The organism is Stenotrophomonas sp. YJH_SMC_105-26 (assembly GCF_059368915.1).
In genome coordinates, this window is record NZ_JCAFSD010000002.1 from 204740 (window position 1) to 222685 (window position 17946).

At 67.5% G+C, this 17946-nt stretch carries 16 protein-coding genes; 9 read left to right on the forward strand and 7 right to left on the reverse strand.

Annotated elements, in window-relative coordinates:
- Nucleotides 1–8 precede the first annotated feature (8 nt).
- Complete coding sequence (locus tag AC5P7F_RS07895) at nucleotides 9–485, reverse strand: HvfA family oxazolone/thioamide-modified RiPP metallophore (protein ID WP_142234403.1); 477 nt, start codon at nucleotides 483–485, stop codon at nucleotides 9–11.
- A 95-nt stretch (nucleotides 486–580) separates the two neighbouring features.
- A complete protein-coding gene (locus AC5P7F_RS07900) occupies nucleotides 581–1225 on the reverse strand; it encodes an HvfX family Cu-binding RiPP maturation protein (protein ID WP_014646323.1) in 645 nt (214 codons plus the stop codon).
- A gap of 342 nt (nucleotides 1226–1567) precedes the next feature.
- On the opposite strand from AC5P7F_RS07900, the gene AC5P7F_RS07905 reads away from it, so the two are divergent.
- From AC5P7F_RS07905 to AC5P7F_RS07930, 6 genes are all read left to right on the forward strand, one after another.
- Complete coding sequence (locus AC5P7F_RS07905; RefSeq protein ID WP_164077047.1) at nucleotides 1568–2359, forward strand: alpha/beta fold hydrolase; 792 nt, start codon at nucleotides 1568–1570, stop codon at nucleotides 2357–2359.
- Between the two features lie 3 nt (nucleotides 2360–2362).
- On the forward strand, nucleotides 2363–2908 hold the full coding sequence (locus tag AC5P7F_RS07910; protein ID WP_164077048.1) for a redoxin family protein: 546 nt from the start codon (nucleotides 2363–2365) through the stop codon (nucleotides 2906–2908).
- Nucleotides 2909–2965: 57 nt separating this feature from the next.
- Complete coding sequence (locus AC5P7F_RS07915; RefSeq protein ID WP_032960784.1) at nucleotides 2966–3706, forward strand: response regulator; 741 nt, start codon at nucleotides 2966–2968, stop codon at nucleotides 3704–3706.
- Nucleotides 3703–5016, forward strand: a complete 1314-nt coding sequence (locus AC5P7F_RS07920) for a sensor histidine kinase (RefSeq protein WP_100449601.1) — start codon at nucleotides 3703–3705, stop codon at nucleotides 5014–5016. Before AC5P7F_RS07915 ends, AC5P7F_RS07920 begins: the two co-directional genes overlap by 4 nt.
- Nucleotides 5017–5141: 125 nt before the next feature.
- A complete protein-coding gene (locus tag AC5P7F_RS07925) occupies nucleotides 5142–6155 on the forward strand; it encodes a hypothetical protein (protein ID WP_164077049.1) in 1014 nt (337 codons plus the stop codon).
- A gap of 78 nt (nucleotides 6156–6233) precedes the next feature.
- On the forward strand, nucleotides 6234–7493 hold the full coding sequence (locus AC5P7F_RS07930; protein WP_164077050.1) for an MFS transporter: 1260 nt from the start codon (nucleotides 6234–6236) through the stop codon (nucleotides 7491–7493).
- 4 nt (nucleotides 7494–7497) lie between these two features.
- On the opposite strand, the gene AC5P7F_RS07935 is transcribed toward AC5P7F_RS07930, so the two are convergent.
- Entirely contained in the window at nucleotides 7498–8445 is a 948-nt protein-coding gene (locus AC5P7F_RS07935) for a nucleoside hydrolase (protein WP_049441242.1), read from the reverse strand.
- Nucleotides 8446–8598: 153 nt separating this feature from the next.
- Between AC5P7F_RS07935 and AC5P7F_RS07940 the strand changes: the two genes are divergently transcribed.
- Nucleotides 8599–8919, forward strand: a complete 321-nt coding sequence (locus tag AC5P7F_RS07940; protein WP_032960776.1) for a hypothetical protein — start codon at nucleotides 8599–8601, stop codon at nucleotides 8917–8919.
- Nucleotides 8920–9045: 126 nt separating this feature from the next.
- On the opposite strand, the gene AC5P7F_RS07945 is transcribed toward AC5P7F_RS07940, so the two are convergent.
- The 4 genes from AC5P7F_RS07945 to AC5P7F_RS07960 form a co-directional block, all read right to left on the reverse strand.
- Complete coding sequence (locus AC5P7F_RS07945) at nucleotides 9046–11238, reverse strand: TonB-dependent siderophore receptor (RefSeq protein ID WP_049406405.1); 2193 nt, start codon at nucleotides 11236–11238, stop codon at nucleotides 9046–9048.
- Between the two features lie 326 nt (nucleotides 11239–11564).
- Nucleotides 11565–13253: a malate dehydrogenase (quinone) gene (mqo, locus tag AC5P7F_RS07950; RefSeq protein ID WP_164077052.1), complete on the reverse strand. Its 1689-nt coding sequence runs from the start codon at nucleotides 13251–13253 to the stop codon at nucleotides 11565–11567.
- A gap of 191 nt (nucleotides 13254–13444) precedes the next feature.
- The gene (locus tag AC5P7F_RS07955) at nucleotides 13445–13891 is read right to left on the reverse strand and encodes a GNAT family N-acetyltransferase (protein ID WP_075076126.1); all 447 of its coding nucleotides are present in this window, start codon (nucleotides 13889–13891) and stop codon (nucleotides 13445–13447) included.
- Between the two features lie 185 nt (nucleotides 13892–14076).
- The gene (locus AC5P7F_RS07960; protein ID WP_164077053.1) at nucleotides 14077–14982 is read right to left on the reverse strand and encodes an ArgP/LysG family DNA-binding transcriptional regulator; all 906 of its coding nucleotides are present in this window, start codon (nucleotides 14980–14982) and stop codon (nucleotides 14077–14079) included.
- 137 nt (nucleotides 14983–15119) lie between these two features.
- Here AC5P7F_RS07960 and AC5P7F_RS07965 point away from each other — a divergent pair, with 137 nt between their 5' ends.
- Both AC5P7F_RS07965 and AC5P7F_RS07970 read left to right on the forward strand, forming a co-directional pair.
- The gene (locus AC5P7F_RS07965) at nucleotides 15120–15755 is read left to right on the forward strand and encodes a LysE/ArgO family amino acid transporter (protein ID WP_005415673.1); all 636 of its coding nucleotides are present in this window, start codon (nucleotides 15120–15122) and stop codon (nucleotides 15753–15755) included.
- Nucleotides 15756–15918: 163 nt separating this feature from the next.
- Complete coding sequence (locus tag AC5P7F_RS07970) at nucleotides 15919–17907, forward strand: alpha/beta hydrolase family protein (RefSeq protein ID WP_134966952.1); 1989 nt, start codon at nucleotides 15919–15921, stop codon at nucleotides 17905–17907.
- The last annotated feature ends 39 nt before the right edge of the window (nucleotides 17908–17946 follow it).

The window sequence follows — 17946 nt, forward strand, 5'->3', positions numbered from 1 at the left end:
AACGTCGATCAATCGGCAACGCGGGAGAACAGGCCCTTCGGCATCGGCTTGCCGTTGGCGGTGTAGACGCTGCGCAGGTAGTCGTGCGCTTCCTGCTCGCTGATGTAACCGTCGTGGTCGGTGTCGATGCGGTCGAACTCGGCGGCACGCTTGGCGGCCACAGCGTTGAATTCGGCACGCGAGACCTTGCCGTCGTGGTCGCGATCAGTGCGGGCAAACGAGGCGTCGCCGCACTTGCCTTCGCCACACTGGCCCTCGGCCACCTTGGCCTTGCCGGCGGGCGTGCCGGTGGTGGCCTTGTTGGCCCCGCACTTGCCTTCACCGCACTTGCCTTCGGCGGCGGCGCTCATGGCCACCGCGCTGATCGCCAGCGGCTGGATCGCCGCGGCCTGGCCGGCCAGCAGCAGGCCACCGGCCAGGGCGATGCCGATGGCACCGATGCGCGGCAGGCGGGAGGAAGAGGTGTTCTTGGTCGAGATGGACATGGTGGTGACTCCTTGGGAAAGCACGCGGGGCGTGCGGGATGGACGCCGCCGAAGAGGCGACGGAAAGCGAAACGCGCGGGAACAGGGGAGTCGGCTCAGGCGGCGCGGCGACGGCGCAGCAGATGGCCCAGCACCAGCACACCGCCGAGCAGGGCACCGCCGAAGCCGATGCCGGGCAACAGCGCGGCAACCGGCAGCAGCAGGGCGATCAGGCTGACGCCCCAACCCAGGCCGTCATTGCGTGCCGTGGCACGGCCGGACCCGGCCAGCAGCCGGTCCACGCTGAGTGCGCCACCGCCGTTGAGGATCAGTGGCAGCAGCATGGCCAGGAACAGCAACGGCAGCTTGAAGTTGCCGTAGCCCTGGTCGGTGATCGCATAGCCCTGCCAGAGTTCACCCAGGCCGTTCCATTGGTCGGGCCAGTGCACGGCGGCGATGGCAACGATGGTGAGTACCCAGAACACGTAGGCCACCGAGCGCGTGGCCAGGCCGAGCAGCAGCATCACTGCACCCACCAGTTCCAGCCACGTGGCCAGCTGCCAGTTCAGCGACGCGGGCAGTGTGGAGAACGGGAACGGGAAGCGGCCTTCCAGGTCGGCGAACCAGTTCTGGCCGCCCAGCTTCTCGCGGCCGGATTCAAAGAACTCCCAGGCCAGCAGGGTGCGCAGCGCCAACGGCGAGAGCCAGCGGCCGACGGCGTCCAGGCGGGGCGTATACACGGAAGAAGCGGTGCTGATCATGGTGGTGTCCTGCGGGCCAGTGGTCGATGGAAGCCATTCCAGGCGGAGCAGGTATCGGCAACGTGTGCCGTTGCCCGGGGTTTTGTCAGCGACTGTGGCCGCGGCCGGGGTTTCGTACAGTCAGATACAAAGACGATGCGCTGATGCGCATCGGGGCGTTGCGCGCCCGCGTGCGGGCAGCGATATCCACCCGAAAGCGCCCGGCCAGGACCGGCGCGCGAATGTATCCCACTGTAGAAACCCGCCTGCGCCCTACAGTCCGGTACAACTCCGCGCTGCGGAGAAACAGCGCCGATACACCGGCAGGCGGAAATGGCCACTCCCAACTCCGGAGTGCCCCCCATGATCCGTACCTGCTTGCTGGCCGCCGCTCTCGCCCTTGCCGCCGCCGCCCCTGCCTTCGCTGCCCGGGCCGATACCGCTGCACCGCCCACCGTCATCCTGGTGCACGGCGCGTTCGCTGATGGCTCCAGCTGGAGCAAGGTCATCAGCACCCTGCATGACTGGAAGCTGCCGGCGGTGGCCGTGCAGAATCCGCTCACCTCGTTGGCCGACGACGTCGCCGCCACCCGTCGTGCGATTGCCGCTGCGCCTGGCAAGGTGGTACTGGTCGGCCACAGCTGGGGTGGCACGGTCATCACCGAAGCGGGCAATGACCCGAAGGTGCAGGCGCTGGTGTACGTGGCGGCGTTCGCACCGGATGCAGGGCAATCTTCGGCGCAACAGGGCGAAGGCTTCCCGGTCGGTCCGGGCCTGGCCCGCCTGCAGGAAAGGGACGGCTACCTGACGTTGCCGGCTGACGCTGTCGCCCAGGACTTCGCGCCGGACGTGATGAAGAAGTCGGTCGCACTGCTGTACAGCACGCAGGTCCCGTTGAAGGCCAGCGCGCTGGGCGAGGTGGTGAACGTTGCGGCGTGGCGCAGCAAGCCGAGCTGGTACGTGCTCAGCCGTGACGATCGCATGCTGTCGCCGCAGCTGCAGGCCGCCACCGCAAAGCGCATTGGCGCGCAGCTGCAATCGATCGGCAGCAGCCATGTCTCGCTGCTTTCGCATCCGGCGCAGGTGGCCGACAGTATCCTGGAAGCGGCGGGGGTGAAGCCGGCGGAACTGCCACTGGCCGAGCAGGGGGGCTGAGCGATGGCCGGCCTGCGTGCGTACGTGCTGCCGTTGCTGATGGGCGTGCTGGGTGGGGCTGCGCTGTTGATGGCCTGGCCCAGCCCGGAGGCCGATGCGCAGCCGGCACAGGCCGTTCCCGCCGCCGGGTTCGACGGTGGCGGGCCCTGGCACAACAGCCCGCCGCTCACACTGGAGCAGTTGCGGGGAAAGGTGGTGCTGGTCGAGTTCTGGACCTACACCTGCAGCAACTGCCTCAACGTGGCGCCGTATGTCCACCAGTGGCATGCGCGCTACGCGTCGCAGGGCCTGAGGGTGATCGGCGTGCATACGCCGGAGTTCGCCTATGAAGGGCTGCCTGGCAACGTGCGCAAGGCCATCGCACGGTTGGACATCGCCTGGCCGGTGGTGCAGGACAACCAGTACTGGATCTGGAACGCCTGGGGCAACCGCTTCTGGCCCGCACTGTACCTGCTCGACCGGCAGGGGCGGGTGGTCTACCGCCATTACGGCGAGGGCGACTACGCACGTACCGAAAGCGAGATCCAGCGCCTGCTGGCCAACCCCTGAGCCGCGCTACCATGGCCGCACCGCGCGGCCTTGACCTTCGTCCTCATCGAGAACGCAATGAACCACGTACCGCACATCCTGGTCGTCGACGATGACAGCGAGATCCGCCAGATGCTGGCCGATTACCTGCAACGCAACGGCCTGCGCGTGAGCCAGGCCGACGGTGGCCGGGCCATGCGCGCGCTGATGGATACCCATGCCGTGGATCTGGTCGTGCTGGACGTGATGATGCCGGGCGAGGACGGACTGAGCCTGTGCCGCAACCTGCGCGCCGGCAAGCATCGTGCGGTGCCGGTGGTGCTGCTGACCGCCCGCGACGACGAAACCGACCGCATCATCGGCCTGGAAATGGGCGCTGATGACTACGTGACCAAGCCCTTCTCTTCGCGCGAACTGCTGGCACGCATCAATGCGGTGATCCGCCGCACCCGGATGTTGCCGCCGAACCTGCAGGTGAGCGAAGCCGGTCGCCAGCTGGCCTTCGGCGAGTGGCGCCTGGACACCACCGCACGCCATCTGCTGGATGCACAGGACACCGCGTATCCACTCAGTGGCGCCGAATTCCGCCTGTTGCGCGTATTCCTCGATCACGCCAATCGGGTGCTCAGCCGCGACCAGCTGCTCAGCCTCACGCAGGGCCGCGATGCCGAACTGTTTGACCGCTCGATCGACCTGCTGGTCAGCCGGGTGCGGCAGCGCCTGGGTGACGACGCACGCGAGCCGACCTACATCAAGACCGTGCGCAGCGAAGGCTATGTGTTCAGCGTGCCGGTGCAGTTGCTGGGGCCGGACGAATGAACACCACCGCACGCCGCCCACGCTGGCCGCGCACGCTGTCGGCGCGGCTGCTGCTGGTGCTGCTGGGCGGACTGGCGCTGGCCCACGCACTGTCTTTCGGCCTGCTGTTCTTCGAACGCTACCAGTCCACCCGCAGCATGATGCTGCGCAACCTGGACGAAGACGTGGCCGTGAGTGTCGCGCTGCTGGAGCACCTGCCCGCGGACCAGCGCGATGCCTGGGTGCCGCGGCTGGAGCGGCGCACCTACCGTTACCTGCTGCGCCCGGCCGCGGCCGGACCGGGGCTGCAGACCGATCGTGCACGCCAGGTCACGGCGATCATCGATGACAGCCTGCAGCACCGCTATCCGTTGCAGGCGCGCCAGGTGGCTCGCCTGCCGGAGCGGTTCGAGGTGGAACTGCGCCTGCACGACGGCACTCCCTTGACCATTGAAGTCACTCCGTCGGGCCTGCCGCTGGCGCGCTGGCTGCCCGCCGTGCTGCTGGTGCAGCTGGCGCTGCTGCTGGTGTGCGCGTGGCTGGCGGTGCGCCTGGCCATGCGCCCGCTGCAGCAGTTGTCGCATGCGGTGGAGCATCTGCAGCCGGGCAAGGACGGGCCTGCACTGCCTGAAGATGGCCCGGCGGAAGTGGGCGGCGCAGCAGCCGCGCTCAACGCACTGCAGGCACGCATTCGTGGCCATGTCAGTGAACGCCTGCAGATCCTGGCCGCGATCTCGCATGACCTGCAGACCCCCATCACGCGCATGAAGCTCCGGGTGGAGACCCTGCCTGAAGACAGCACCCAGCAGCGGCTGCTGGCCGACCTCGATCACCTTGGGCAACTGGTGCGCGAGGGTGTGGCCTATGCGCGCAGCAGCCACGTCGCCAGTGGCGCGCCGGTGTCGATGGACCTGGGCGCGTTCCTGGCCAGTGTGGTCGGCGATTACGAGGACATGGGCAAGCCGGTCAGTGGCGGTGCGCCCGCTGGACTGGTCGTGCAGACCTGGCCGCAGCTGCTGCGACGGGTGGTCGGCAATCTGGTCGACAATGCACTCCGCTACGCCGGCGCTGCCGAGATCGAGGCCGGCCGTGACGAGGCCGGAAGGGTATGGATCGGAATTTCCGACCGTGGCCCGGGCATCCCCGAGGACCAGCTGCAGGCAGTGCTGGCGCCGTTCCATCGGCTGGAAAGCTCGCGCAATCGCGATACCGGTGGCACTGGCCTGGGACTGGCCATTGCGGTGCAACTGGCGCAGTCGCTGGGCGGCTCGCTGCGGTTGCGCAACCGCGAGGGTGGCGGGCTGATGGCTGAGCTGCAGCTGCCGGGGTAACGGGCGGGGTCGGATCCCTTTGCGGGAGCGAAGGGCTCTGACCCCGATGTGGGATCTGTGACGTTCCTGCACGGCCTTGGGATCGGCGATCATCTGCAGGGAGTGTCAAAACCAGGAAGCACGCAATGCAGGGAGCGCAGCATTCAATCCAGCGCCCGCGCCACGTCGCGCTGCTGGTCGGTCTGCTCGCGCTGGCGGCCTGCCAGCGCATACCGGACGCACCGACCGACGCACCCGCAGCGGGCACACCGCCTGCCGCCCCGGCCACCGCAACAGATCTCTCTCCGCTGCTCGACGCCTTGCCGACCTGCGCGCTGGACGGCTGGTACATCGATCAGCAGACCGGGCGCCCGGCCCATCCCTGGTTGGCGGCGAACGCGCCGAAGCCCTGCAAGGAAGACGTGGAGAACGAGATCGCCACGTTCTGCGTGCAGGGGCAGTGGAAGGGGCTGCCGGTGGAAGAGGTGATCCTGCCGACGATGACATTCGTTTCGTTCCGTGGGGCCAGGATCGGCCTGCCGCTGGAGAAGGCACGTCCCATCGTCCGCCAGCGTTTCGGCCAGGACTTCCCGGGTGATGCGGCTTACGACGAGGGCCGCGAGCCGAAGCTGATGGCCGATCCCGAAGATGCGCAGCGTTCGTGGCTGCTGTGCAGCACCCCGGAACTGGGCCACGACGTGGACAGCGAGGGAAGCATCAGCTATTCCGGCATGAACCTGCCCTACGACCACGACGGTTGCAGTTACCGCTACAGCCCGGTCGACTTCTGCGATGCGCGGCACCGCGCAGCCATCGAAGATGCCCTCCAGCATCAGAAACCCAATTTCAACCGGCACTACCTGCTGGTACAGGTCGATGATCGTCCGGAGTATTTCCAGCGCACGCTGGTGCTGGTCGATACCCGCACGGGCAGGGCGACGCCACTGCCGTTCGATGCCTTCACCGGGCCGGCGGGAAAGGGCGGTGATGCTACCGGCTACGGGACACTGGAGACGGGCGTGGACCGGCAGCAGTTCTGCCTCGATGGCGCGTTGCTGGTCTACCGCGTGTTCGAGGAAGGGCGCTTCTGCTTCGGTTTTGACGGTGAGCGCTTCACCGGCCATGAAACCCAGTACATGCAGGCAGCGGATGGCCGATGACCGGTATTTCACCCGGGCCATGACATCCTGCCCCGAACCTGCGCAACCGGGACCGAGGCTGTTGAAGGCGAACACGCAATGACCGCGGCGCGGCAGCGCTCGATGTGGGTGGCGGGCCTGTCCACGGTAGTGGAGTGGTACGACTTCACCCTGTACCTGTATTTCGCCACGGTGTTGTCGCGGGTGTTCTTCGGCGGCGGCGAACAGGCGCTGCTGGTCACCCTGGCCGGCTTCGCGGTGTCCTACCTGATGCGCCCGCTGGGCGCGCTGTGCTTCGGCCACCTGGGCGACCGCCTGGGCCGGCGCTGGATGCTGCTGGCTTCGATGGCGTTGATGGCGGCGGCGATGCTGGCCACTGCGTTGCTGCCAACCGCGGCCACCGCAGGTACCACGGCGGGCGTGCTACTGCTGGTATTGCGCTGCGTGATGGCGTTTTCGGTGGGCGGTGAGTACACCGGCGTGGTGGCGTACCTGCTGGAAAGCGCACCGGCGCGGCGGCGTGGCCTGGTGACCTCGCTGGCCTCGGCCGCCAGTGAAGTAGGCGCACTGCTGGCGGTCGCGATCTCGGCGGTCACCGTGGCGCTGCTCGCGCCCGCGCAGCTGGACAGCTGGGGCTGGCGTATTCCGTTCTTCGTCGGCGCTGCGCTGGCACTGGTGATCCTGGTCGCGCGCTCGGGCATGCACGAATCGCCTGAGTTCGAGCGCCAGCGCCGCGAAGGCAGCATTCCTGCCACGCCGCTGCGGCATGTGCTGCAGCACCACCCGCTGGCGGTGGCGCGCACCTTCGCGATCTCGGCCTTGGGATCGATCACCTACTACGTGGGCATCACCTATGTGCCTGCGTTCCTGCACGCGCAGGGCCACGATGAGGGCGATGCACTGTGGCTTTCGACAATTGCGGCGGTCGCAGTGATTGCGATCACGCCGCTGTGTGGCGCATTGTCCGACCGCGTCGGGCGGCGGCCGATGCTGCTGGGCCTGACCCTGCTGGCAGCGTTGTTGCCGCTGTCCCTGTTCGCCTGGATGGCACAGGCGCCGCCGTTGGGCATTGCGCTGGCGGCGGTGCTGCTGGCCTGCGTGGCCGGCGGCGTGAGCGCGGTCGCGGCCCCGGCCACGGCCGAGCAGTTCCCCGGCGAAGGGCGGGTGAGTGGGCTGGCACTGGGGGTGACCATGGCCACGGCCTTCTTCGGCGGGGCAACGCCATGGCTGGCGCAATGGTGGGTGGAGCGCAGCGGCTGGGGAGCAGCGCCAGGCGCGATGATCGCGCTGGTGGCGGCGCTGGTGCTGCCGGTGCTGTGGACCCTGCCCGAGACGGTCCCGGGCAGGGCCAAGCGCTAGCGGGTCAGACCTTGAGGGTCTGCTCGATGTCGGCCAGTACCGCGGCCGCATCCACGCCGATGGCGATCGACTGCACCACGTGGCCGTCCCACACGCTGGGACCGAACGCCAGGCCTTCCGGCTTGGGGATGGTCATGCCGCGGGCAACACCGTCGGTGGCCACGCGCACGCTGGCGCGCTCGAACTGGAACAGCTCCGGACGGGTCAGCGCGATGCAGGCGCAGCAGTCGTGCACGACCATGCCCTTGTGGCCGGCCTGCAGGTAGAAGTCCACGTAATCCTGCGACAGCGCACGCACCAGTTCGGCATCGGCACCGCCGATGGCGGCCAGCTTGTCCAGACCGTCACGGTCCATTTCCACGCGGGTGGTCACGTCCAGGCCGATGGCGGTGACCGGCCAGCTGGCGGTGAACACCACGTCGGCCGCTTCGGCATCGCCCCAGATGTTGGCCTCGGCGGCCGGGGTGATGTTGCCGTTGACGTGGAACGCGCCGCCCATGATCACCACGCCGCGCACCAGGCCGGCGATGTCCGGGGCCTGCTGCAGGGCCAGCGCGAGGTTGGTCATGCGGCCGACCGCGACCAGGGTCACTTCGCCCGGATGGGCGCGGACCAGGTCGATGATCAGCTGGTGAGCGGGGCGCGCGTCGGCGGCCACGTCCAGTTCGGTCGGCACCGGGTGGTTGCCCAGGCCGTTGTGGCCGTGGATGTGCACCGGCCAGGCTTCCGGGGTGGCTTCCGGCTGCAGCGGGCCACCGGCACCGCGCGCGACCGGGGCGGCGAAGCCCCAGGCCTGCTTCAGGTACAGCGCGTTGTGCGTGGTCGACTCCACCGAGGCATTGCCGAAGGTGGTGGTGACGCCGATCAGGTCAATCTGGGCGTGCTTGTGCAGGTACAGCAGGGCCAGGGCGTCGTCGACGCCCGGGTCGGTATCGAAAATGACTTTCAGCATGTTGTTGTTCTTCTTCTTCCGTGTGGTGCGGGGGGCGCCGGCGGCCTGGAAGCAGGCCGGCGCGCCCTGCATTGTCCCATCTTCATGACGGGCAGGGCCATTGCCGGGCTGGCAGGCCCATAATGCCCTCCAGTCCAGGCATGGAGCCGCCGAATGTTGATCGTTGCCCTTCTGCTGGTCCTGCTGGTGCTGGGCCTGAACGTGGCGGCTACCGTGGTGATCGTCAGGCGTGATGGCCTGTCGGCGGGTGGCCGCGCGGTGCAGCTGCTGCTGGTCTGGCTGCTGCCGCTGGTCGGCGCCATCCTGTGCCTGGCAGTGGCCACGGCCGATGGCTCAGGCAGCCGGGGGGATGGCGGTGCAAGCCATGACACCTCCGTTGGCTATTCCGGTGACAGCCACAGCCATCACAGCTACAGCAGCTCCGACTGCAGCAGTGATGGTGGTGGGGGGGACGGCGGCAGCTGCGGCGATTGAGGTCCCTGTAGCGTCGAGCCATGCTCGACTGCCCTTCGTTCCACAGCCGCGACGCCTGATCGAAAAGCAGTCGAGCATGGCTCGACGCTACAAGGTGCCGGGCATAGCCCGGCAACCCCGCCTGCCTCAGAATTTCCAGCGCAGGCTGGCCGACACGAAGCGCGGCTCGCCGAAGTTGTTGTAGTCCAGGTTGGCCCAGTAGGTCTTGTCCAGCGCGTTGCGCACGCTCAGCGTGGCGGTCCAGTTGTCGCTGATGCGGTAGTTGGCGTTGAACTGCACCAGCGAATACGCCGGCTGGTTCACCGTCACCGTGCCGCCGAGCGGGTAGGCGATGTTGTAGCCCTGCACCCGGCTCTGCCACTGCAGACCACCGCCGATGCTCAGTCGCTCCAGTGCGCCACGCAGCTGCAGCTGGGTGTTGAGCTGCAGCAGGTCCTTGGGCGGATTGGCGTACAGCAGGTCGGTGGCGGCGCGGGTCACCTTGACGCGGGTGTAGCCGGCATTGACCGTCCAGCCCGGCAGGATCTCGCCGTTGACGTCCATCTCCCAACCGCGCGCCTTGGTGCCGTTGATGCCGATATAGGCCGAGCTGCCGTCGCTCAGCGTACCTTCCGGCACGCTCATGTCACGCACCGCGTAGTTGTCCTGCTTGGCCTCGAACACCGCCGCATTGGCGGTCAGGCGGCCATCGAACCACTGCGTCTTGATGCCCGCTTCCAGGTTCGAGCCCTGCACCGGTGCCAGCAGGTTCTCGTTGCGGTCCTTGTAGTTTTGCGGATTGAAGATCTCGGTGTAGCTGGCATAGGCCGACACGTTCGGGGTGATCTCGTAGACCAGGCCCACGTACGGAGTGACCTCATCGCTCACCTTGTATGCACCGCTGGTGCCGGTATAGGCGCCGGCAGCGTTGTACGAGCGGCTGAGCGTTTCCCAGCGGCTCAGGCGCGCACCGGCAATCAGCGACAGCGGCTCGGCCAGGCGCAGGCGGGTGGCCAGGTAGACGCCGCTCTGCGTGGTCTTGGCCACGCGGCGTGCGCCGGTGCGGGTGTAGGTCACTTCGGAGATGTCGCCGTTCCAGTTGAACACGTTGGGGATGTAGTAGCAGCGCTCACGCCCGCAGGTCGCCCAGTCGCCCGGGAAGTTCAGCGCCACGGTATTGGTGGTGCCTTCCAGGTCCGACCACTGCGCGCCGACGGTGAGGTCGTGGTCGCGGCCGAACAGCGGGAAGCTGCCGGTCAGGTAGGCATCGACATTGCGGCGGGTGTCCTTCGAATCACCGGCGGCCGCGCGCAGGTAGATGCCCGCGCCGGTCACCGGGTCCGGGTTGCCGGTGCCGTACAGGCGCACGTTCTGCACGTTGCCGCGGGTGTAGGCGGTGTTGATCTTCAGCAGCCAGTGGTCGCCGAAACGCTGTTCCAGGTTGGCGAAGGCGGTATTGCTTTCGCGCTTCCAGTAGCTCCACTTCGGCGACAGGTTGGTCGAGCGCGCCAGATGGGCGAAGTTGCCCTGGTTGTCGAAGAACGCCACGGTGCCCCAGGTCGAACCGGTCGGGTTGTTGTCCTGGGTCTGGTAGCCGACGGTAACCGTGGTGCTGTCGGTGACATCGCCTTCCAGCACCGCCATGCCGGCCATCTTGTTTTCCTTGTAGCGGTCGTAATACAGGCCACGATCGGTGTAGGCGGCGACCACGCGGCTGCGGAAGCGGCCGTCGGCGGTCAGCGGCGCGGTTACGTCGGCTTCCATGCGGCGGTAGTCCCAGCTACCGGCGCTGACCGCGAACGACGCGTCGAATTCCTTGCCGGGGCGCTTGCGCAGCAGGTTGACCGTGGCCGACGGCACGCCGGCGCCGCTGAGCAGGCCGTTGGCACCGCGGATCACTTCGATGCGGTCGTAGAAGGCGGTGTCGTACTCCTGGTTGGTCGAGCCGCTGTAGGTGGGAATGCCGTCGACCTGGAAGTCGGTGATGGCGAAGCCGCGCGCGTAGTACAGCGGGCGTTGCGTGTCATAGAAGGACACGCTGACGCCGGTCACGTTGCGCATCACATCGTTGATGCTGAACAGCGATTCGTCCTGCAGGCGCTGCAGGCTGATCGCGGTGGCCGACTGCGGGGTTTCCTGCAGGGTGATCGGCAGGCGCGTGGTACTGGCCGGCGGCGCCGACTGTTCGGCACGCACGCTCACCCGGTCCAGGGTCTTGGCGTCGGCTGCGCCATCAGTGGCGGCGAACGCGCTGGGCGTGGCCAGCAGGGTCAACGACGAGAGCAGGGCGGCCGGCAGCAGCGCGCGGCGGGGCAGGCGGTTATCGAAGGTCAGGCACATGGTGGGCTCGAAGCGTGGAGGCGGGGAGGGGCGGCAACAGTCGTCCAGCACCCGGGGCGGCGGCTTCGGGCACGGTCAGGTCCGTCTGGGGGCGAGGCGCGGTCACTGCGCAGGACGCAAATGTAAATAATTCTTAACAACATTACAATTCGCGTCATTGTGCGCAGGGTTCCCGGCACGGGGCATCGCTTTCTGTAGAGCCGAGCGATGCTCGGCTGCTTTTTGCCGGAGCCGAGCATGGGCTCGGCTCTACAGGCGTAGCCTGCACAAACGCAAACGGCCACCCGAAGGTGGCCGTCCGTCTGCATCGAAAGGAACCTGCGGGCTTACAGCGCCTGCAGTTCCTCGTTGGCGTTGCGCTTTTCCTTGGCCGGCGCCGGAACCGCCGCCGGAGCGGGCGATGCCGCGTTCGCGTCCACCGGCACCTCCAGGTAGGGCAGCTGCAGGGTCTGGCTGGTCAGCGTGCGGATCTCGTTGACCAGCGCGGCGCTGTCGTTGAGCTTGCGCCCGTACGACGGCACGATCTCGCGCAGGCGGGTTTCCCAGCCGGCCTTCATCTGCTCCGGGAAGGCCTTGGCCATCAGGTCAAGCATGATCGGCGGCGAGGTCGACGCGCCCGGCGACGCGCCGAGCAGGGCGGCGAGGGTGTGGTCCTTGTCGGTCACGATCTCGGTACCGAACTGCAGCACCGGGCCCTTCAGCGGATCGCGCTTGATGATCTGCACGCGCTGGCCGGCGGTGACCAGCTTCCAGTCACCCGGCTTGGCATTGGGGAAGTACTTGACCAGTTCGGCCTGGCGGTCGGCATCGTTCAGGCGCGCCTGTCCCATCAGGTACTGCACCAGGTCCAGGTTGTCCTTGCCCACTTCCAGCATCGGGCCGACGTTGTTGTGGTTCACCGACGAGTAAAGGTCCCACCACGAGCCGTGCTTGAGGAACTTGGTGCTGTACAGCGCGAACGGCCCGAACAGGACCACCGGCTTGCCGTCCAGCTTGCGCGCATCCAGGTGCGGCACCGACATCGGCGGCGAGCCGGTCTCAGCCATGCCGTAAGCCTTCACCCCATGGCGCGAGGTCACGTCCTGGCCCTGGAAAGCGAGGAACTGGCCGCCGACCGGGAAGCCGGCGTAGTCCTTCGATTCCGGAATGCCCGACATCTGCAGCAGCTTCAGTGCGGCGCCACCGGCACCGATGAACACGAAGCGGGCGTGGGTGGTGGATTCGGTGCCGGCCTTGAGGTCCTTCACCGTCACGTTCCAGCTCTTGTCGGCGTTCTGCCGCAGCGCGCTCACTTCATGGTTCAGGTGCAGGCTGAAGTTCGGGCTGCGCTGCAGGCCGGCGGTCAGCTGGCGGGTGATCACGCCGAAGTTGACGTCGGTGCCCAGCGGCATCCAGGTTGCGGCAACCTTCTGCTTCGGGTCACGGCCTTCCATCAGCAGCGGGGCCCACTGCTTGATCTGGGCCGGATCCTCGGAGTACTGCATGCCGTAGAACAGCGGGTTCTTGACCAGGGCCTGCTGGCGCTTGTGCAGGTAGGCGATGTTGTCATCGCCCCAGACGAAGCTCATGTGCGGGGTCGGGTTGATGAAGTCGCTGGGCTGGCTCAGCCGGCCCTCCTTCACCTGGTGCGACCAGAACTGGCGCGAGACCTCGAACGATTCGGCGATGCCGACCGCGCGCTTGGTCTCGATGCTGCCGTCGGGCAGTTCCGGGGTGTAGTTCAGTTCGGCGAACGCCGAGTGGCCGGTGCCGGCGTTGTTCCAGCCATCGGAGCTTTCACCGGCGACGCCGTCGAGGCGTTCGTAGACCTGGATGTTCCAGTCCGGCTGCAGTTCCTGCAGGTAGGTGGCCAGGGTGATGCTCATGATGCCGGCGCCGACCAGCACAACATCGACGGGCTTGTCGTTGCTGGCGGCGGGCACCGAGCGCTGGGTCAGCGGCCAGTACAGGAACAGCGCGGCGGCCAGCAACAGCAGCACGAGCAGGGCGAGAAGAGCCTTGCCAAATTTCTTCATGGGGGCGGGATCGTTGGCGGAGGGGAAGAGGTCAGGATGCGCGTGGGGCAGGGAAAGGGCGTGAAGAAACAACGCCTTGCATCATCCACCGGTGATTCTAACCGGATCCGGTCCTTTTTTGATGCAACGCAGCATCCGACGTTTCGCGGTGCTGCCACATGGGCGGCAGGCGATGCCCGGCGACGGTGGGATCAGACCAGCTCAAGGATCTCGTCGCCAGCCTCATCGACCCCGCCGGTCGGGCGCCAGCCCAGGCGGCGGTAGAAGCCGTGCGAGCGCGAACGCGGGTCGGCCGAGCAGGCCAGGAACAGCCGCCGGTGGCCGGCATCGCGGGTCAGGCTGACCACTTCCTGCAGCAGCTGGCGGCCGATGCCGCGGCCCTCGTAGTCCGGCAGCAGGGCCAGCACCAGCACCTCGCCGCTGTCGCGGTCGGCGAAGCAGTAGCCGGCCATGCGCTCGCCCTCCCAGGCGACGCGGCCGATCGAATCGCCTTGGGCGATGCCGGCCGCCCAGCTGTCCACAGTGATGCCCAGCTGGGCCAGCTGCTCGGCGCTGAAGGCGTTCTCGCGGGTGCGCCCACGCAGGTCGACGCAGGCAGCGGCATCCTCGGGGCGGGCATCGCGCAGGTACACGGGCATGCCGGACATCCTTGTAATGGTCGGCCCGCCAGTATCCGCATCGCGCATGGACCCGGTGTGTAGGCTTGATGGAGATCCGATGGAGCCCCGAAAAAGGGGACGGAGGGGATTAAGCCGTATTTGCCTTGGATGTCGTATTGGCCTTAAGCGACTTAATCCCCTCCGTCCCCTTTTTGCGCTGTGCGTCAGCGCTTGCGCCGGATCAATGCCGAGGATGCATCCAGCACGGCGCGGGTCAGCAGGGCCATGGTCTGCACGTCGCCCTTCCAGTGCTGCCAGTACAGCGGCACGTCTTCCCACGCGCGCTGGCGTACGTAGACCAGGCGGCCGGCGTCCAGGTGCCGCTTGACCAGCGGCAGCGGATTCATCGTCCAGCCCATGCCGCCCAGGTTGGCCTGCACAAAGGCGCGGGTGGAGGGAATCCACCAGGTCGGTGCGGTGCTGGGCAGGTCATCGCCGGCCATGCGCCGGGCAAAGCGCGACTGCATGTCGTCCTTGCGGTTGAACACCAGAACCGGTGCCTGCGCCAGTGCCTGCGCGGTCACGCCCTTGGCGAAGTAGCGTTCGCGGAACTCGGGGGTGCAGGTCGCCGCGTAACGGATGCTGCCCAGCGCGTGGATCTGGCAGCCCTGCACCGGCTCGTCCAGCGTGGTCACCGCACCCAGCACCGTGCCCTGGCGCAGCAGTTCGGCGGTGTGGTCCTGGTCCTCCACGCGCAGGTCCAGGGTGGTCCCGGTGCCCTGCGCGAACTGCGCCGCGGCCTGCGGGAACCAGGTTTCCAGGCTGTCGTGGTTCACTGCCACCGGGATGCTGGCCTGGGGCAGGTCCTCATCCGCCAGGCCCATGCGGTGCAGCGCATCGTGTTCCAGCAGGGCGGTCTGCTCGGCCAGCTGCACCAGCAGCTGGCCTTCGGCGGTCGCGGTGGCCGGGGTGCCACGCTTGACCAGCAGGCGGCCGATCCGGTCCTCCAGTGCCTTGACCCGCTGCGAGATGGCCGAGGGCGTGACATTCAGCGATTGCGCGGCGCGGTCGAAGCTGCCTTCGCGGATCACCGCGGCCAGGGCGCGCAGCTGGGCGTGATCGATGCGCATCGAATTAAGCTCCGCTAATGTTGGTTTAGGAAGTTTAGCTCGTCTTTTCCATGTTGCGGCGCGACAATGGCGCCCGTTCCGGTGCTGTCCGCCTTCGCGAGGTACCGTCCCCCAAGCAATACAAGGCAGTGAATCCCATGTTCTCGGTCATCTCCGCCAGCACCGGCCTCGGTGCCTGGTTCTCTGGTGCAGCCACCGGCATCGGCCTGTTCGCCGTGGTCGGGGCCCAGAGCGCCTTCATTCTGCGCCAGGGCATCCTGCGCAAGCACATCGTGCCGGTGGTCGCCACCTGCGCGGCCATCGATGCCATCTTCATCTTTGCCAGCGTGGCCGGCCTGCGCACGCTCACTTCAGCGCTGCCGTGGCTGACCACCGCCGTGCTGTGGACCGGTGTCGCGTTCCTGGCCTGGTATGCGATGAAGTCGGCACGCCGTGCGATCGCCGGCGGCGGTGGCATGGGCGAGGCCGACAGCGACGACGGCAGCCGCCGCGCGGTGCTGATGGCCGCGGTCGGCTTCTCGCTGATCAACCCGCACTTCTGGCTGGACATGATGGTGATCGGCTCCATCGCCGAGAACTTCGGCAACGCCCGCATGGCCTTCGCTGCGGGCGTGGTCACGGCCAGCTGCCTGTGGCTGACCGCGCAGGGCCTCGGTGCACGCCTGCTGGCGCCGCTGTTCACCAAGCCCAGCACCTGGCGCGTGCTCGACGGCACCATCGCCGTGATCCTCAGCATCCTGGCCCTCATGTTGGCGGTGCGCGGAGTCCACTGACCCGGCGCACGCCCCCCGAACCCACGTCCTGACTCTCTCTCCAAGGTAGTGGCAACGACGGCACCGGCAACGGTGCCGTCGTCTTTTCCGGCTCTGGCGGGAAACCCATTGCCCTGCCTAGAATCGGAGACCAGGACAAGGTGTCCACAGGAGCAGGGGAAGGATGCACAGGACGATTCTGGCGGCCGCACTGGCCGTCATCGGGGGCGTTGCCGCAGGCAGCGCGGGGGCGGTGGAGCTGACGCAGTACCTGCGCCGGGAGACCTTCACCGACATCAAGATCTCGCCGGGGGGCGAGTACGTAGCGGCAACGGTGCCGAGGGAGGACAGCACCGCGATCGCGATCCTGCGCCTGAAGGACAAGGAGGTGGTCGGCAGTTTCTGGCCGCCCAGCCGCAACCACGCGCAGGAATTCGATTGGGTCAGCAACGAGCGCCTGTTGATCGGCCTGGCCCAGAAGTGGGGCTCGCTCGACCAACCCAATCCCACCGGCGAACTCTATGCCATCGACGCCAACGGCAACCGCGGCGAACTGCTGGTCGGCTATCGCGTCGAAAGCAAGGGCCCGGGGACCCGCATCCAGCCGAAGAAGGTCGAAGCAGTGGCCGCCTTCCTGGCCGACGACCTGCCGGGCGACGAGCGCAACGTGCTGGTGACCGTATGGCCGCTGGCCGAGGATCCGTACACCCGCGTAGATCGCATGGATGTGACTACGGGTCGTCGCTCGCGGGTGGCGTCCTCGCCGGTACGGCGCGGCGAGTTCACCACCGACGGCGCCGGCGAAGTGCGCTTCGTGCATGGCTCGGGCAGCGACAACATCAACAAGCTGTACTTCCGCGAACGCAGTGGCGACAGCTGGAAGCTGATCAACGACGAGGCCGTCAGCAAGCGCATCGAAACCGCCCTCGGCTTCTCGGCCGATGACAGCCTGGCCTACCTCAACGTCGAGCAGACCCAGGGCCCGGACGCGATCGTCAGCTGGAACCCGCAGACCGGCGAGCGTGCCACGCTGCTGCGCGACGAGGTGGTCAATCCGTATCGCATCATCCATCGGCCCGGCACCCACGTGCCGGTGGGCGCGCTCTATCTGGGCGACACGCCGCGTACCCGGTTCTTCGACGAGAAGTCGCCGGAGGCGCGCCTGTACCGCAGCCTGGAAGCCGCCTTCGGAGGGCCGGTCTACATCACCTCCAGCACCCGCGATGGCCGTGTTGTGCTGGTGGAAACCTGGTCGGGCTCGAACCCGGGCGATTTCTACGTCTACGACACGGTGGCGCGCAAGGCTGACCACCTGATCAGCCGCAGCGACTGGATTGACGTGGACCGCAGTGCCAGCGTGAAGCCGATTGCACTGAAGGCGCGGGACGGGCTGCCGTTGCATGGCTTCCTGACCCTGCCGGCCGGCAGCAACGGCCGCAACCTGCCGATGGTGGTGATGCCGCATGGCGGGCCGTTCGACATCTTCGATTCCGGCCAGTACGACCGCGAAACCCAGATGCTGGCCGCCGCCGGGTATGCGGTGCTGCAGGTCAACTTCCGTGGGTCGGGCAATTACGGCCGGGCCCACACCCAGGCCGGTGCGCAGCAGTGGGGCGCGGCGATGCAGGACGATGTCACCGATGCCACCCGCTGGGCAATCAGCGAAGGCATCGCCGATGCTCGTCGCATCTGCATCTATGGCGCCAGCTACGGGGCCTACTCGGCGATGATGGGGGCGGCCCGCGAACCCGGGCTGTATCAGTGCGCGGCCGGCTATGTGGGGGTCTACGACCTGCCGATGATGTACACCCGTGGCGATATCCAGGACCGCGGCTCAGGCGTGACCTACCTGCGCGAATGGCTGGGTGATCCGGCCAAGCTGGGCGCGGTGTCGCCGGTGAACCTGGCCGAACGGATCAAGGTGCCGGTGTTCCTCGCCGCCGGTGGCGAAGACAAGCGTGCGCCGATCCAGCATACCGAGCGCATGGAAGCGGCGCTCAAGCGCGCCGGCACACCGGTGGAAAGCCTGTACTACAAGACCGAAGGCCACGGCTTCTACACCGAGGCGCATCGCAGCGAGTACTACGACAAGCTGCTGGCGTTCCTGGCGCGCAGCCTGGGGGGCAAGACCGCGACGACCGCGCCCGTGGCCGGCAAGGACAAGGCGCCCTGAGCTGACAGGGCGGCGGATGAATTTTCCGCCGCCCTGGTC

What these genes read in the sequence shown, in the direction of transcription:
- AC5P7F_RS07940 (WP_032960776.1), top strand. Translation starts at nt 8,599, where the DNA reads ATGTTGATCGTTGCCCTTCTGCTGGTCCTGCTGGTGCTGGGCCTGAAC.
- AC5P7F_RS07895 (WP_142234403.1), bottom strand. Translation starts at nt 485, where the DNA reads ATGTCCATCTCGACCAAGAACACCTCTTCCTCCCGCCTGCCGCGCATC.
- AC5P7F_RS07935 (WP_049441242.1), bottom strand. Translation starts at nt 8,445, where the DNA reads ATGCTGAAAGTCATTTTCGATACCGACCCGGGCGTCGACGACGCCCTG.
- AC5P7F_RS07915 (WP_032960784.1), top strand. Translation starts at nt 2,966, where the DNA reads ATGAACCACGTACCGCACATCCTGGTCGTCGACGATGACAGCGAGATC.
- AC5P7F_RS07960 (WP_164077053.1), bottom strand. Translation starts at nt 14,982, where the DNA reads ATGCGCATCGATCACGCCCAGCTGCGCGCCCTGGCCGCGGTGATCCGC.
- AC5P7F_RS07965 (WP_005415673.1), top strand. Translation starts at nt 15,120, where the DNA reads ATGTTCTCGGTCATCTCCGCCAGCACCGGCCTCGGTGCCTGGTTCTCT.
- AC5P7F_RS07910 (WP_164077048.1), top strand. Translation starts at nt 2,363, where the DNA reads ATGGCCGGCCTGCGTGCGTACGTGCTGCCGTTGCTGATGGGCGTGCTG.
- AC5P7F_RS07905 (WP_164077047.1), top strand. Translation starts at nt 1,568, where the DNA reads ATGATCCGTACCTGCTTGCTGGCCGCCGCTCTCGCCCTTGCCGCCGCC.
- AC5P7F_RS07955 (WP_075076126.1), bottom strand. Translation starts at nt 13,891, where the DNA reads ATGCCCGTGTACCTGCGCGATGCCCGCCCCGAGGATGCCGCTGCCTGC.
- AC5P7F_RS07945 (WP_049406405.1), bottom strand. Translation starts at nt 11,238, where the DNA reads ATGTGCCTGACCTTCGATAACCGCCTGCCCCGCCGCGCGCTGCTGCCG.
- AC5P7F_RS07925 (WP_164077049.1), top strand. Translation starts at nt 5,142, where the DNA reads ATGCAGGGAGCGCAGCATTCAATCCAGCGCCCGCGCCACGTCGCGCTG.
- AC5P7F_RS07900 (WP_014646323.1), bottom strand. Translation starts at nt 1,225, where the DNA reads ATGATCAGCACCGCTTCTTCCGTGTATACGCCCCGCCTGGACGCCGTC.
- AC5P7F_RS07970 (WP_134966952.1), top strand. Translation starts at nt 15,919, where the DNA reads ATGCACAGGACGATTCTGGCGGCCGCACTGGCCGTCATCGGGGGCGTT.
- mqo (WP_164077052.1), bottom strand. Translation starts at nt 13,253, where the DNA reads ATGAAGAAATTTGGCAAGGCTCTTCTCGCCCTGCTCGTGCTGCTGTTG.
- AC5P7F_RS07930 (WP_164077050.1), top strand. Translation starts at nt 6,234, where the DNA reads ATGACCGCGGCGCGGCAGCGCTCGATGTGGGTGGCGGGCCTGTCCACG.
- AC5P7F_RS07920 (WP_100449601.1), top strand. Translation starts at nt 3,703, where the DNA reads ATGAACACCACCGCACGCCGCCCACGCTGGCCGCGCACGCTGTCGGCG.